Origin of the sequence: Naasia lichenicola (assembly GCF_004801885.1) — a bacterium.
GTDB lineage: Bacteria > Actinomycetota > Actinomycetes > Actinomycetales > Microbacteriaceae > Naasia > Naasia lichenicola.
The window spans coordinates 422,902-436,184 of the sequence record NZ_SSSM01000005.1 but is presented as its reverse complement, the minus strand read 5'-3'; the positions used below and the strand labels follow the sequence as shown (position 1 = coordinate 436,184).

The 13,283-nt window shown below is 68.5% G+C and carries 13 protein-coding genes and 3 tRNA genes; 7 read left to right on the top strand and 9 right to left on the bottom strand.

Annotation, left to right across the window (positions count from 1 at the left end):
- Positions 1-247: 247 nt before the first annotated feature.
- Together hpt and tilS are read right to left on the bottom strand one after the other, a co-directional pair.
- Positions 248-802, bottom strand: a complete 555-nt coding sequence (gene hpt, locus E6C64_RS12950) for a hypoxanthine phosphoribosyltransferase (protein WP_136427912.1) — start codon at positions 800-802, stop codon at positions 248-250.
- Positions 803-922: 120 nt separating this feature from the next.
- Entirely contained in the window at positions 923-1,912 is a 990-nt protein-coding gene (gene tilS / locus E6C64_RS12945) for a tRNA lysidine(34) synthetase TilS (RefSeq protein WP_136427911.1), read from the bottom strand.
- Positions 1,913-2,032: 120 nt separating this feature from the next.
- On the opposite strand from tilS, the gene E6C64_RS12940 reads away from it, so the two are divergent.
- Positions 2,033-2,524, top strand: a complete 492-nt coding sequence (locus tag E6C64_RS12940; protein ID WP_136427910.1) for an inorganic diphosphatase — start codon at positions 2,033-2,035, stop codon at positions 2,522-2,524.
- Positions 2,525-2,623: 99 nt separating this feature from the next.
- On the opposite strand, the gene E6C64_RS12935 is transcribed toward E6C64_RS12940, so the two are convergent.
- Entirely contained in the window at positions 2,624-4,024 is a 1,401-nt protein-coding gene (locus E6C64_RS12935) for a C40 family peptidase (protein ID WP_233255616.1), read from the bottom strand.
- A complete protein-coding gene (locus tag E6C64_RS12930; protein ID WP_136427909.1) occupies positions 4,017-5,312 on the bottom strand; it encodes a M23 family metallopeptidase in 1,296 nt (431 codons plus the stop codon). Before E6C64_RS12930 ends, E6C64_RS12935 begins: the two co-directional genes overlap by 8 nt.
- 271 nt (positions 5,313-5,583) lie before the next feature.
- On the opposite strand from E6C64_RS12930, the gene E6C64_RS12925 reads away from it, so the two are divergent.
- The 5 genes from E6C64_RS12925 (at position 5,584) to cmtR (ending at position 6,803) form a co-directional block, all read left to right on the top strand.
- A tRNA-Glu gene (locus E6C64_RS12925) sits at positions 5,584-5,656 on the top strand.
- Between the two features lie 32 nt (positions 5,657-5,688).
- Positions 5,689-5,762 (top strand) — tRNA-Asp (locus E6C64_RS12920).
- A gap of 57 nt (positions 5,763-5,819) precedes the next feature.
- Positions 5,820-5,892 (top strand) — tRNA-Phe (locus E6C64_RS12915).
- A 90-nt stretch (positions 5,893-5,982) separates the two neighbouring features.
- Entirely contained in the window at positions 5,983-6,405 is a 423-nt protein-coding gene (gene arfB, locus E6C64_RS12910) for an alternative ribosome rescue aminoacyl-tRNA hydrolase ArfB (RefSeq protein ID WP_136427908.1), read from the top strand.
- A 53-nt stretch (positions 6,406-6,458) separates the two neighbouring features.
- Positions 6,459-6,803, top strand: coding sequence for a Cd(II)/Pb(II)-sensing metalloregulatory transcriptional regulator CmtR (gene cmtR, locus E6C64_RS12905; RefSeq protein WP_136427907.1), 345 nt, complete (start codon positions 6,459-6,461; stop codon positions 6,801-6,803).
- A 163-nt stretch (positions 6,804-6,966) separates the two neighbouring features.
- Here cmtR and E6C64_RS12900 read toward each other — a convergent pair whose 3' ends face one another.
- Complete coding sequence (locus E6C64_RS12900) at positions 6,967-7,704, bottom strand: TetR/AcrR family transcriptional regulator (protein WP_158437861.1); 738 nt, start codon at positions 7,702-7,704, stop codon at positions 6,967-6,969.
- Positions 7,705-7,824: 120 nt separating this feature from the next.
- On the opposite strand from E6C64_RS12900, the gene E6C64_RS12895 reads away from it, so the two are divergent.
- A complete protein-coding gene (locus E6C64_RS12895) occupies positions 7,825-8,868 on the top strand; it encodes a zinc-binding dehydrogenase (RefSeq protein WP_136427905.1) in 1,044 nt (347 codons plus the stop codon).
- Between the two features lie 46 nt (positions 8,869-8,914).
- On the opposite strand, the gene E6C64_RS12890 is transcribed toward E6C64_RS12895, so the two are convergent.
- From E6C64_RS12890 to E6C64_RS12875, 4 genes are read right to left on the bottom strand one after another with little or no spacing between them, the layout of a single operon-like run.
- Positions 8,915-10,045 carry a bifunctional 2-methylcitrate synthase/citrate synthase gene (locus E6C64_RS12890; RefSeq protein ID WP_136427904.1) on the bottom strand — a complete coding sequence of 377 codons (1,131 nt, stop codon included), beginning with the start codon at positions 10,043-10,045 and terminating at the stop codon, positions 8,915-8,917.
- A 55-nt stretch (positions 10,046-10,100) separates the two neighbouring features.
- Positions 10,101-11,006 carry a methylisocitrate lyase gene (gene prpB / locus E6C64_RS12885; protein WP_136427903.1) on the bottom strand — a complete coding sequence of 302 codons (906 nt, stop codon included), beginning with the start codon at positions 11,004-11,006 and terminating at the stop codon, positions 10,101-10,103.
- The gene (locus tag E6C64_RS12880) at positions 11,006-12,532 is read right to left on the bottom strand and encodes an MmgE/PrpD family protein (protein WP_136427902.1); all 1,527 of its coding nucleotides are present in this window, start codon (positions 12,530-12,532) and stop codon (positions 11,006-11,008) included. Before E6C64_RS12880 ends, prpB begins: the two co-directional genes overlap by 1 nt.
- Positions 12,529-13,197 carry a GntR family transcriptional regulator gene (locus tag E6C64_RS12875; protein WP_136427901.1) on the bottom strand — a complete coding sequence of 223 codons (669 nt, stop codon included), beginning with the start codon at positions 13,195-13,197 and terminating at the stop codon, positions 12,529-12,531. Before E6C64_RS12875 ends, E6C64_RS12880 begins: the two co-directional genes overlap by 4 nt.
- Positions 13,198-13,283 lie beyond the last annotated feature (86 nt).

Genomic DNA, 13,283 nt, shown 5'->3' with positions numbered 1-13,283 from the left:
CGCGCTATCTGGACGACGGGCGGATGTTTGCCCTGGGGAGACCTCAGTTTTCCCCTGTCGGCGAACGGAGGCGGCCCCAGATGTGGGCACTGCTCTCGAAGATCACCCCAGGAGTGGGACTGCCCGCATTTCAGCGCTTCTGCATCCCTGGAATTCGGGATATCAGCTCGGAATGAGCACGAGTCGACTCATTCCGTCCCGATATATCCGCGAGTGGAATAAGGATCTCCTGAATCGCGGAAGCGGGTCAGTGCTCGTAGACGTGCGGCGCGAGGATCCCGAGGCCGCGCAGGTTGCGGTACTTCTCCGCGTAGTCGAGCCCGTAGCCGACGACGAACGCGTTGGGGATCTCGAAGCCCACGTAACGGACGTCGACCTCGACCGTGGCGGCCTCGGGCTTGCGCAGCAGGGCGCACACCTCGACCGACGCGGGCCCGCGGGACTTGAGGTTCTCCAGCAACCAGGAGAGGGTCAAGCCCGAGTCGATGATGTCCTCGACGATGAGCACCTTGCGCCCTTCGAGCGCGGTGTCGAGGTCCTTGAGGATGCGGACCACGCCCGAGGACTGCGTGCTCGAGCCGTAGGAGCTCACGGCCATCCAGTCCATCGTGATCGGCAGGGTGAGCTCGCGCGCGAGATCGGCCATCACCATGACGGCGCCCTTCAGCACGCCGACCAGGAGCAGCTCCTCCCCGGCGTAGTCGCGCTCGATCTCCCGGCACATCTCGGCGATCCGCGCGGAGATCTGATCCTCGGTGAGCAGGATCTCGGACAGGTCGGCGGCAACGTCGCAGGGCTGCATGGACGGTTCCTTACGGGAGGGCTGTTCGAGCCGGCACGGCAGCCGGTTTCGGACGCGGGAGTCGGATGCGATCGAGGTCGACGGTGGCGCGATCGCAGGCACGGACCGAGCCGGAGAGCTCTAGGCGGTGGCCGAGAACACCAGCTGGCCGTCGCTGCGTTCCACCCTAGCGCCGGGCAGATCGACCCCATTCTGGCCGTGCCAGTGGGTGATGAGGCGGGCGACGGCGAGGGTCTGGGATCGCGAAAGGGTGACGCCGAACTCGCTGTGCACGGCGAGCCGGATCAGCCGGTGGCGCAGCGCGGCCGGCTGTGCGGCGAGCGCCGACACGGACAGCGCGATGCCCGCCTCCGCGTGCTCGGCGATCTCCTCGGCCCATTCGAGCGCCATCTGGTCGAGGGCTTCGGAATCCTCGCGCAGCTGGTCGGCGGTGCGGGCGAGCGCCTCGGCGATGCCCGGACCGAGCGCGTCCTCCAACGCAGGCAGCACCGTGGCCCGCACTCGGACCCGCCGATACTGCTCGTCGTCGTTGTGCGGATCCGCCCAGGCGTCGATGCCGGCATCCGCGCAGTAGGCATGGGTCGTCGCCCGCCGGACGGCGAGCAGCGGTCTCAGCCGACGGCCGCTGACGGCGTCCATGCCGGAAAGGGAATCCGGCCCCGATCCGCGGGCGAGGCCGAGAAGCACCGTCTCCGCCTGATCGTCCAAGGTGTGCGCCAGCAGCACGAAGCGCGCTCCGGTTCGGTCGAGAGCGTCATCGAATGCCGCATGCCGAGCGGCGCGCGCCGCGGCCTCCGGTCCCCCGGACCCGCCGACGTCCACACGATGCACGACCACCGGCTCGAGCCCGAGACGCCGTGCAAGGTCGGCTGCCGCGTCGGCGATGCGGTCCGAACCGGGCTGGAGGCCGTGGTCGACGACGACGGCCCCGGCCCGCATCCCGGCCCGCGGAAGCTCGAACGCGGCGGCCGCGGCCAACGCGACGGAGTCCGGCCCGCCGCTCAGGCCGACCAGGAGCAGATCGCCCTCCTCCGCTCGGCCGACGATCGACTCGCGAACCGCTCGACGGACGTCCGCCATCGCGGGAGTCAATCGGGGTCGGGAGGGCATCCACTAACGTTATTGGGTCGGCCTGAGGGCCGATCCCGCGCGGCATCCGACGCCGGCGGACCGTGAGCATCGCCGGTCGTCACGACCGCTGACCGGCACCGAAAGCACCGAGGAGTCGCAATGGCCGAGTACGACGTCGTCGTCGAGATCCCCAAGGGGAGCCGCAACAAGTACGAGGTCGACCACGAGACCGGCCGGGTGTACCTGGATCGCGTCCTGTTCACCTCGTTCGTCTATCCGGTGGACTACGGCTACTTCGAGGACACCCTCGGCCTCGACGGCGATCCGCTCGACGCGCTCGTGCTCCTCGAGTACCCCGTGTTCCCGGGCGTCGGTGTCAAGGTGCGTCCGGTCGGCGTGCTCAACATGAGCGACGAGGCCGGATCCGACGCCAAGGTCGTCGTCGTGCCGTTCAAGGACCCGCGCTGGTCGCACATCCAGGACATCGCCGACGTCCCCCAGCAGACGAAGAACGAGATCGAGCACTTCTTCCGCCGCTACAAGGACCTCGAGCCCGGCAAGTTCGTCAACGTGGAGGAGTGGGAGGGCGCCGAGGCGGCCGCCGCGATGATCGAAGAGGCCAAGGTCCGCCTGCAGGAGCAGGGCCACTAGCCCTCACCGCCGGTTTCCCCGAATTGCCGCTTTCGGCTCTCAGACACCCGTCCTGAGAGCCGAAGGCGGCAATTCGTGGTTTCGGGACCTAGACGGGGCCTAGGCGGATGGGCGCGCGACGTAGGGCATGACGTCGGCGCTGCCCCACATGCCGCGCTCGCGCACGTTGAGGCCCTCGTAGGGAGCCTCGATCATCATGCCGCCGCCGGTGTAGATGGCCACGTGGTAGACGTCGCCGCCGTCCTGCCAGAAGATCAGGTCGCCCGCCTGGCGGTCCGCGTATGGCACGAGCCGGCCGGTGTTGCGGGCGTAGTTGTACTGAGCGTTCGAGGAGTGGCCGCCGATGTAGATGCCGGCGGCCGAATACGCCTGCATCGTCAGGCCCGAGCAGTCCCAGCTGCTGGGTCCGGCGCCGGCGAAGACGTAGGGTTCGCCGATCTGCGCCCGTGCGAACGAGATCGCGGTGCCGACTGCCGAAGACGACGGAGCGCCGACGCTGCCGGATCCACCGGATGAGCCGCCGGAGGACGATCCGCCCGAGGACGAGCCCCCAGATGACGAACCGCCGGAGGGCGAACCTCCAGACGTCGAACCGCCGGAGCTGCCGCTCGAGCTGCCGCCGGAGGAGGATCCGCCTGTCGGGGCGGGCGCGCTGGCTGCCTTGGCCGCGGCTGCGGCGGCGGCCGCCTTCGCCGCTGCCGCGGCGCGCTGTGCGGCCTGACCCGCCTGATACTCGGATTCGAGCTCGGCGGTGGTGTCCTTGAGCGAGGCCAGCTGGGCCAGCAGCTCGGTCTGCTTCGATTGCTGCTCGGCGAGCGCGGCGCGCGCAGACTCGGCCGTCGATTCCGCATCGCTGAGCGCGGTCTGGGCCTCGTCGGCGAGGCGGGTGCGCTCGGTGGCGGCGACCGCGGCCTGCTCCCCGAGCGAGCTCGCGGCCTTCTCGTCGGCGACGGCGGTGTCGTAGATCTCCTGCGACTGCTCCGAGAGCTTGCCGATGGTGCCGAGCTGATAAAGCAGGTTGTCGGCCTCGTCACTGGTGAAGGCGACGTTGAGGCCGAGCGACGGTCCCGCGGTTCGCGCCAGATGCGCGGCGAGTAGGCCGGCCCGCATCCGCGACACCTTCGCCTTCTCGGTGGCGTCGGAGGCCTGAGTTGACAGGGTCGCCTCAGTGCTGACGGCGGCGTCGAGCGCTGCCTTGGCGGTGGCGTACTTCTCTGCGGCGATCTGCTGCTGCTTGCCCGCTTCAGCGGCGGTCGCCTCGAGGCCGTCCAGCAGGCCTTCCAGTCCGGCGATCTCCTGCTGCTTCGACGCCTCGTCCTGCTTGGCGTCCTCGATGTCATCCCAGCTGGGATAGTTCGGGGCGGCCTGCGCCGCCGTCACGCCGAGGCCGGCGGCGAGCGCTCCGATCGCGATGGCGCTGACGGCGATCTGCGGGCGCGCGAACAGGATCGGCTTCGTGCTGGCTGCGGGCTCGCGCCTGGTCTGGGTGTCGTCAGCCAAGGGTGACTCCGCGGTCGCGCATGAACGGCTGAGCGTCGATCGCGGATCCGTTGATCCGGACCTCGAAGTGCAGGTGGCAGCCGGTCGATGCGCCCGTGGTTCCGACGTAGGCGATGACCTCGCCCGCCTCGACGTAGTCGCCGACGTTCACCAGGATGCCGCCGTTGCGGATGTGTGCGTAGCCGGTGTTGACGCCGCCGCCGTGGTTGATCTGGACCCAGTTGCCGTAGGTGCCGTTCGGGCCCGCGTAGACGACGGTTCCGCTGTTGGCCGCATAGATGTTGGAGCCGCAGGAGGCGCCGATGTCGGTGCCGCGGTGGTACAGGTTGGCGCCCGCGGGCTGGCCAGGGCGGGGGCCGAAGACGTCGGTGATGCGTCCGTAGGCGGGTTCGACCCAGCCGCTGGCCGAAGCGCTTCCGCCTCCGCCGCCGCCGCTGGAGGCCGCTGCTGCAGCCGCTGCGGCACGTGCGGCAGCTGCTGCTCGCTCGCGGGCGGCAGCCTCCTCCGCGAGGCGCTTGCGCTCGGCGACTCCCGCCTCGTACTGCGTTGTCGTGGTGGCGGTGATGTCCTCGAGGGCGGCGAGCTGAGCGTTGAGCGTCTCCTGCAGGGACTCCTGCTCCGCGAGCTTCGCTGCGGCGGCCTGGCTGGCGGCGACGGCCGCGGCCATCTTGGCTTCGGCCTCGCCACGGAGCTTCTCGCGCTCCGCCCGGGCGACCTGGGCCTGATCTGTCTGCGCCTGAGCGGTGTTCTGCGCGGTCTTGGCGTTGTCGTAGACGCCGCCGTTGATCTCGGCGAGCTGACTGGCGCGACCGAGGTTCGAGAGGAACTGGTCGGCGTCGCCCTCGCTGTCGAGGAAGAGGTTGGCGCTCATGTTGCTGCCGCCGGAGCGGTAGAGCTGCGCGGCGAGCAGTCCCGCGCGGGCGCTCGCGGCGGTGGCCGCGGCGGCGCTGGCATCGGCCTGCGCCTGCAGGTTGGTGGCGCGGGTGTCCGCGGCGTCGAAGGCGTCCTGCGCGACCTGGTACTCGGCTCCGCGCTGGTCGGCGATCGCCTGCGCGGCGGCCGCCTCCTGCTGCGAGGTGACGATGAGGCCCTGGATCTTGGCGACCTCGGCGGCCTTGGTCTGCTCGTTGCCCTTCGCCTTCTGCACGTCATCCCAGGTGGGATAGTCGACGGCCCAGGCCGGAGCGCTCGTGACGGTGAAGACGGCCATGATGGCGATCAGCAGCGCTATCGCTCGCTGGCCGGCCGACTGCGCGCGGCGGCGGCTGATGCCGGACGCACGGTGCATCGCCTTTCGGCGTGCGTCGCGCACAGGCTGTGTCGGTCGCACAGAAGTCACGCCGATCACCCCCGCCCCACGCATCTATCGGCTTGACGAGGGTAACTCGCTATATCCCGTACACCGGGAGGAAGAACTGAGTGTTGCCCAGAATTGGGGGCGACGGGGCGCCGAGCGCGCCTTCAGCTCCCGCGCCATCCGACGCGCGCGGGAGCTCTCGGATTGGAGGAGCGGCGAACGTGCCCTATGCTTGTCCGTCGGAGAGTCCAGCATGGATTTCGGCCCCATCGTTTAGTGGCCTAGGACGTCGCCCTTTCACGGCGATAACACGGGTTCGAATCCCGTTGGGGTCACGAACGCCCTAAGTTGGAATCTCCACAAGTAAGGCCCTGTAGCGCAGTTGGTTAGCGTGCCGCCCTGTCACGGCGGAGGTCGCGGGTTCAAGTCCCGTCAGGGTCGCAGAGATGCGGCGAGAGTCGCCTCGCCACGGCTCCGAGCGCAAGCCCGGAGCCGTACGGCTCTGTAGCTCAGTTGGTAGAGCGCACGACTGAAAATCGTGAGGTCACGGGATCGACGCCCGTCGGAGCCACTGTCCCGATTCCAGGCTTCTACTGGGATCGGGGCTCTTTTTCGTTAACGGGGAAGGTAGCGGGCCGGCGCCTCGTGCGATCGTTGCTGCATGGATCTCGAGGTATCACCGCACCTCGTCATTCCGCGCGCAGAACTCCGGTGGAAGTTCTCTCGCTCATCTGGGCCGGGTGGGCAGCACGTCAACACGTCCGACAGTCGCGTCCAGTTGACCTGGAGCATCCCCGAGTCGGCGGTGCTCCACGATGACCAGAGAGAGATGCTTCTCGCCCGACTCCACGGCCGCCTCGTCGCGGGAGCGGTCACCGTGACGGCGGCCGAACAGCGGTCCCAGCTGCGCAATCGCGAACTGGCGCTGGCACGCCTCCGCGCGCTGCTCAGGGATGCCCTCGCGCCGCCTTCTGCCGTTCGCCGTTCGACACGACCCACGCTCGGCTCCGCGCGCCGCCAGCTGGCGGCGAAGAAGGCACGGTCAGCCATCAAGCAGCAAAGACAGCGTTACACCGGCGACTGAGCAGCGAGCCCTCCTGAGCCGCCATTGGTCAGCAACCGCTGTATAGTCAGCGCATGCTGACCATTGCTTCCCGACTGGACGTGATGACCCGCCTCGGTCGGGCGATGGCGGACCCCAATCGATCGCGGATCCTGATGAGCCTGCTCGACGCCCCCGGATATCCGGGCGAGCTGGCGACGGAGCTCGAGATGACACGTCCCAACGTGTCCAATCACCTCAGCTGCCTTCGCGGATGCGGACTCGTCGTCGCCGTTCCCGAGGGGAGGCGCACGCGCTACGAGATCGCGGATGCGCATCTGACCTCTGCGCTCACATCCCTGATGCACGTTGTGTTGGCCGTCGACGAGGGCACCCCGTGTCTCGACGGCTCCTGCACCGTCGCGGGCTGCTGCGACTGAAGACCGCCCGATGACAACGGACGGAGAGGAGGCGATCATGACGGAATGCTGTGACACCAGCTGCTGCACGACGGCTTGCGCCGACGGCTGCATCTGCTGCTGACAACTCCTGGGGATCCCGGCCGCCCGCGGTCGGGATCCCGCTCACCTGTTCCGCGCGGCCTCAGGTCGCGATGCGACCGGCAGCTCGTCCGATATCGGCGACTTCGGCGTCGTAGAGCGCCGATGGATCGAGTCCCGTAGCGCCGAGGTGCCCGCCCAGCTCCAGGCTGATGACTCCGTGCAGGCGCGTCCAGGTCGTCATGCCCAGCGCAAGGACGGCGGGACCGTAGGCATCCAGGCCCGAACGCTTCGCCCACCCGGCCACTGCGTCGACGAACGGCGATTGCGGCACCTCGTCCGACACCTCGGCGGGCACCTGGTCCGACGGCTTCGCCGCCGAGGAGCGCGAGCCCGCCGCGGCAAGCACAGCGACGATCGTCGACATGCTGCGCGTCGAGGCCGATCGAGTCCGTTCCGGCGCGACCTCGTTCCCGGAGCCGACGCTCGTCTGGAAGATCAGACGGTATGCGTTGGGATGGTCGAGCGCCCAGATCCGGACGGCGTGGAGGACTGCAGCTAAGCGCTCCTCTGGGACCACGTCGTCACTGCTCGATTGCGCGATGAAGTCAGCGAACTCGTCGTAGGCATCGACGACAAGGTCGCCGAGCAGGGCGTCCCTGCTGTCGAAGTATCGGTACACAGCAGCCGGGGACATCGACATGGAGCGCACGATGCCGCTCAGCGACACTGCATCCGGTCCCCCGGCGGCGACCTGCTCCATCGCAAGAGCCTTGATCTCCTGCAGGGTCTGGATGCGCCTCTGCTCCCGACGTGTCGGCTTCTCGATCGCGGTGGTCACGGGGGCCCTTCGTTTGCGACTGGTATTGACACCGTAGCAGGGTAACCATACTGTGATACCCATTCACATAACGAGTGCCATTCACTCTCGTTCCCTCGCTCTCTCACACCAGGAGTTCCCATGCAGACGATCCTCATTCCCCGGACCACGACCGAGGTCGTCCTGCCCGGCCTGGTCGAACCCACCGGCGTCGAGGTGCGAGTCGTGCCCGTCCGTGACCCAGCAGAGGGCCAGCTGCTGGTCGCCGTGGAGGTGACCGGCATCTCCTATGCCGAGCAGGCCATGCGGCGAGGCCGCTACTTCGGGCAGCCCGCGTTCCCGTTCGTGCCGGGCTACGACCTGGTGGGCAGAGTGCTCGCCGCAGGTTCGCCCGCAGACAGCCACCTCATCGGCGCACGGATCGCGGCGATGACGAAGACGGGAGCCTGGACCGGGCACGCTCTCGTGCAGTCCCGCGACAGCGTGGTCGTCCCGGACGGCATCGAGGCGGAGGATGCGGAGACTGTCGTCGTCAACGGGGTCACCGCATGGCAGATGCTGCACCGTGCCGCACGGGTCCCGCAGGGTGGGACGGTGCTGGTCTTCGGCGCCAACGGAGGTGTGGGCGGGATCCTCATCCAGCTCGCGCAGCACCACGGCATCCGAGTGATCGGCGCCGCGTCTCCTCGACACCATGACGCACTTCGCGCGGTCGGCGTCGAACCCGTGGACTACAACGACCCCGATCTGGCTCGGCGGGTGCGCGCTCTGGCCCCTCGTGGAGTGGACGCGGTGTTCGACAACATCGGCGGAGCGACCACGAGAGCGAGCTGGAGGCTCCTCGCTCCCGGTGGCGCGATGGTCTCCTACGCGATCATCACCGCGGTGAGCGGCACCGGCAGCCTCTGGCCGCCGTTCCTGAAGGCGATCGGCCAGGCGCTTCTCTGGAGCGCTCTGCCCAATGGCAAGCGGGCGACGTTCTACGACCTCTGGTCCGGGCACAGAGCACGTCCGGCCCGCTTCCGTCGCCGCCTCGAGGAGGATCTCGGGCACGTCTTCGCCCTGCTGGCCGACGGGACGATCACCTCGAACGTCGCCGCCCGCTTCGCACTGGAGGACGCCGCCGCCGCCTTCGCCCTGGCGGAATCGCGGACGCTCAACGGCAAGGTGATCCTGCTGCCGTGACGAGGCGCCGGCCAGGTGCGGTCGGCGCATCGACGACGGGACGCGCTCAGCCGATGTGCCGCTCCTCCACACCGTTGTAGGCGGAGAGGGGGCGGATGAGCGCATTCGACGCTGCCTGCTCCATGATGTGCGCCGTCCATCCGGTCACCCGTGCCGCCACGAAGAGCGGCGTGAACATCTCAGTGTCGTAGCCGATGAGGTGGTACGCCGGACCGCTGGGATAGTCCAGGTTCGGCTGGATGGCCTTGCGCGACTGCATCGCGTCGTCGAGCGCGGTGTACAGAGCCAGCAGGTCGGGCCGGTCGAAGTGCTCGACCAGGATGTCGAGCGAGGCCTTCATGGTGGGAACGCGGGAGTCGCCGTTCTTGTATACGCGGTGCCCGAAGCCCATGATCTTGCGCTTCTCGGACAGCGCCTGCTCGAGCCAGGCCTCGGCCTTATCGGCCGTGCCGATCTCGTCGAAGATGTGCATGACCGCCTCGTTCGCTCCGCCGTGCAGGGCGCCCTTGAGCGCACCGATCCCGCCGACGACCGCGGAGTAGAGATCCGACATCGTCGAGGTGATCACACGGGCGGTGAAGGTGCTCGCATTGAACGAGTGCTCCGCGTAGAGCGTCATGGAGACGTCGAACGCCTCCACCACGACCTCGCTGGGCAGCTCGTCGAAGGTCATGAAGAGGAAGTTGGCCGAGTAGCCGAGATCGTCACGCGGCTCCACGAGGTGCTGGCCGCGACGGCGACGCTGGTCGTAGGCGACGATCGACGGCAGCTGCGCGAACAGCCGGATCGACTTGTCGAGATTCGACGCGGGCGACGCGTCCGCGGCATCGGGATCGCTCGCGCCGATGACACTTACCGCGGTGCGCACCACGTCCATCGGATGCGCGGTGAGCGGGAGCTCGTCGATGACGCGCTTCACGCGCTCGTCGAGGCGGCGGAGCGACCGCTCGCGGGTCTCGAACTCCGCCAGCTGCTGCTCGTCGGGCAGCTCGCCGTGCCAGAGCAGATAGGCGACCTCTTCGAAGGTGCAGTTCGCGGCGAGCTCCTGAACCGGATACCCCCGGTAGAGCAGCGAGTTGGTCTCGGGATTGACCTTCGAGACGGCGGTGTAGTCGACGACGACGCCAGCCAGCCCCTTGCGGATCTCCTGGGCGGGAGCAGTGGTGTCTGTGCTCATGGTCACTCCTTCGTGATGGGTGGTCGGATCAGCGGGCAGTGAGTGGGCGGCGCGCTCAGCGCGCTTCGGGCACGGCGAAGTCGAAGATCGACGTGTCGAAGGTGTTGTACGCGGAGTAGTCGAGCAGCTCGTAGAGACGGGCGCGAGTCTGCATGGTGCTGACCTGCGACTGCAGAGATCCCTCCTCGACGAGCGCGTCGAGTCCGCGCTCGGCGGCTCCCATGGCGATGCGCAGCAGCGAGACCGGGAAGATGACCAGGTTCACGCCGACGGATTCCAACTGGGAGACCGAGAAGAGCTCGCTCTTGCCGAACTCGGTCATGTTGGCGAGGATCGGCACGTCCACGGCGGCGCGGATGGCCTCGAACTCGCAGAGGTCGGCCATCGCCTCGGGGAAGAGAGCGTCGGCGCCCGCATCGACGAGCTGCTTCGCGCGGTCGATCGCGGCATCGAGGCCGTCGACTCCGCGGATGTCCGTGCGGGCCATGATCAGCAGGTTGGGGTCGCGACGTGCATCGGCGGCCGCGCGGATCCGCTTGACGGCGGTGTCAGCGTCGACCACCGCCTTGCCGTCGAGATGACCGCAGCGCTTCGGGTTGACCTGGTCCTCGATGTGCAGGCCGGAGATCCCCGCATCCTCGAGGGTCTGCACGGTGCGCGCGACGTTCATCGGCTCGCCGAACCCCGTGTCGGCGTCGATCAGCGTCGGAAGGTTCGTCATCCGGGCGATCTGCGCCCCGCGGCCCGCCACCTCGCTGAGCGTGGTGAGCCCGATGTCCGGGAAGCCGAGGTCGGCGGCGATGACGGCGCCGGAGATGTAGACGCCCTCGAAGCCCTTCTCCTCGATCAGCCGCGCAGAGAGGGGATTGAATGCCCCGGGCATCCTCTGGATGGTTCCCGAGTTCAGGGCGGCGCGGAACGCCGCACGCTTCTCATGCGCGGGGATGGTGGAGTACAGCATCAGAGCTGTCCTTTCGTGGAAAACAGGCCCGTCGGAGTGGCCAGCGTCTCGAGCAGCCCGGCTCTCGCGACCACGTTGAGCTGACGCACCTCGTCGACGCTCAGCTCGGGCAGACGCTGGACGAGGCCGAGGAAGCGCTCGACCTCAGCCTCCTCCACCACGCCCTCGGCGAGGGTGCGGAACTTGCGGATGTAGTCGGCGCGGGCGAACGGTCGGGCACCGAGCGGGTGCGCGTCGGCGACGGCGATCTCATCGACGATGGTCGTGCCGTCGGCGAGCAGGATCTCCACCCGACCGCCGAATGCCTTCTCGGCAGGATCGTTGGAGTGGTAGCGGCGGGTCCACTCGGCGTCCTCCACGGTGGTCACCTTGTTCCAGAGCTCGACGGTGTCGGCGCGGCCGGCCCTCTCGGGCGCATAGGAGGCCTCGTGGTCCCAGCTGCCGTCCTGCAGTGCGACCGTGAAGATGTACGGGATCGAGTGGTCGAGCGTCTCGCGACTGGCGGTCGGGTCGTACTTCTGCGGATCGTTCGCCCCCGACCCGATGACGTAGTGGGTGTGATGGCTGGTGTGCAGGACAGCCGAGTCGACGGCTGCCGGATCGGCCAGCTCGGGGTGCTCGTTGTGCAGCTTGCGCGCGAGGTCGATCCAGGCCTGCGCCTGGTATTCGGCCGAATGCTCCTTCGTATAGGAATCGAGGATCGCGCGCTTCGGCTCGCCCGCGTCAGGGAGAGTGACCTCGTAGCTCGCGTTCGGTCCGTCGAGCAGCCAGGCGATCACACCGTCCTCGCCCTCGTAGATCGGGGTGGGGCTGGTCTGGCCGCGGATCGCCCGGTCGACCGCCTCGACGGCCATCTTCCCCGCGAACGCGGGAGCGTGGGCCTTCCAGGTCGAGATCTCGCCCTTGCGCGACTGCCGGGTCGCCGTCGTGGTGTGCAGCGCCTGTCCGACGGCCTGGAAGATCGTGGCCGCATCGAGGCCGAGCATGGTGCCGATGCCCGCGGCCGCGCTGGGCCCGAGGTGGGCGACATGGTCGATCTTGTGCGCGTGCAGGCTGATCGCCTTCACCAGGTCGATCTGGATCTCGTATCCGGTCGCGATCCCGCGGAGCAGGTCGGAGCCGGTGCAGCCGACGTGCTGCGCGACGGCCAGGATCGGCGGGATGTTGTCGCCCGGGTGCGAGTACTCCGCGGCGAGGAAGGTGTCGTGGTAGTCGAGCTCGCGCACGGCGACGCCGTTCGCCCAGGCCGCCCACTCGGGGCTGTAGCCGCCGGTCACCCCGAAGACGGAGGCCCCGGGCGAGTAGGGGTGATCCAGTGCCTGAGAGCGCGCGGCGATCCCCGGCCCGCGGGTGATCGAGGCCATCGCGACCGCCGCGTTGTCGATGATCCGGTTGATGACCATCTCTGTCACCTCGTCGGAGACGGCCACAGGATCGACGGCGACCTCCGCGATCTTCCAGGCGAGCTGACCCTCCCGGGAGAGGTTCTCGTCGCTGCGGTGGGTGCGAACGGTGTGCGTCTTCATGCGATGCCCTGTCTGTCGGCGCGTAGCTGCAATGTCGAGAGGATGGTGGCGAGCGAGGCGCGCAGATGCACGATCGTCGCCGAGGTGGCGAGCGCCTCGTCGCCGGCGGCGATCGCCCGGCAGATCGCGCCGTGCTCGACGGCCGCCTGGAGGAGGCGCTCGGGATTGTCGCTGGCCAGGCGTCTGGCCCGGACGAGGTGCAGGCGAGAGGTGTCGAGCGCGGCGCGCAGAGATCGATTGTCGATCGCCACGTCGAGCGCCTCGTCGAATCGGCTGACGACGTCGTAGTAGTCGCTGCGGCCCTTGTCGCGCAGCACCCGGCGAGCATCGGCGAACTCGCTGGCGAGCGTGCTGAAGACCGCCGGATCTCCGCGTCGCGCAGCGAGGCGAGCCGCATGCACCTCGAGGGCCTCCCGGAGCTCGAAGAGCTCGGCGACGCTGGCGGCCGAGACCTCGGGCACCACACCCGTCCGCCCCTGGCTCGTGTCGACGAGGCCTTCAGCTGCGAGCTTCGACAGTGCGGCTCTCAGGGGGGTGCGGGAAACCCCGAGTCGGTCGGCCAGCTCCACCTCGCTGAGAGGCGTACCCGATGGGAGTCGACCGCTCAGGATGTCCTCGCGGATCGTGTCATAGACGCGATCACTTGCTTTGACGACACCGGCCACCTGCCGACCATAGCGTGAATGTGTACATAAAACAGTCTCAGGTGAGCTTGGAAGCCGGATGAAGCCGGTTCTGTACACACGATCAA

What these genes read in the sequence shown, in the direction of transcription:
- hpt (WP_136427912.1), bottom strand. Translation starts at nt 802, where the DNA reads ATGCAGCCCTGCGACGTTGCCGCCGACCTGTCCGAGATCCTGCTCACC.
- tilS (WP_136427911.1), bottom strand. Translation starts at nt 1,912, where the DNA reads ATGCCCTCCCGACCCCGATTGACTCCCGCGATGGCGGACGTCCGTCGA.
- E6C64_RS12940 (WP_136427910.1), top strand. Translation starts at nt 2,033, where the DNA reads ATGGCCGAGTACGACGTCGTCGTCGAGATCCCCAAGGGGAGCCGCAAC.
- E6C64_RS12930 (WP_136427909.1), bottom strand. Translation starts at nt 5,312, where the DNA reads ATGCACCGTGCGTCCGGCATCAGCCGCCGCCGCGCGCAGTCGGCCGGC.
- arfB (WP_136427908.1), top strand. Translation starts at nt 5,983, where the DNA reads ATGGATCTCGAGGTATCACCGCACCTCGTCATTCCGCGCGCAGAACTC.
- cmtR (WP_136427907.1), top strand. Translation starts at nt 6,459, where the DNA reads ATGCTGACCATTGCTTCCCGACTGGACGTGATGACCCGCCTCGGTCGG.
- E6C64_RS12895 (WP_136427905.1), top strand. Translation starts at nt 7,825, where the DNA reads ATGCAGACGATCCTCATTCCCCGGACCACGACCGAGGTCGTCCTGCCC.
- E6C64_RS12890 (WP_136427904.1), bottom strand. Translation starts at nt 10,045, where the DNA reads ATGAGCACAGACACCACTGCTCCCGCCCAGGAGATCCGCAAGGGGCTG.
- prpB (WP_136427903.1), bottom strand. Translation starts at nt 11,006, where the DNA reads ATGCTGTACTCCACCATCCCCGCGCATGAGAAGCGTGCGGCGTTCCGC.
- E6C64_RS12880 (WP_136427902.1), bottom strand. Translation starts at nt 12,532, where the DNA reads ATGAAGACGCACACCGTTCGCACCCACCGCAGCGACGAGAACCTCTCC.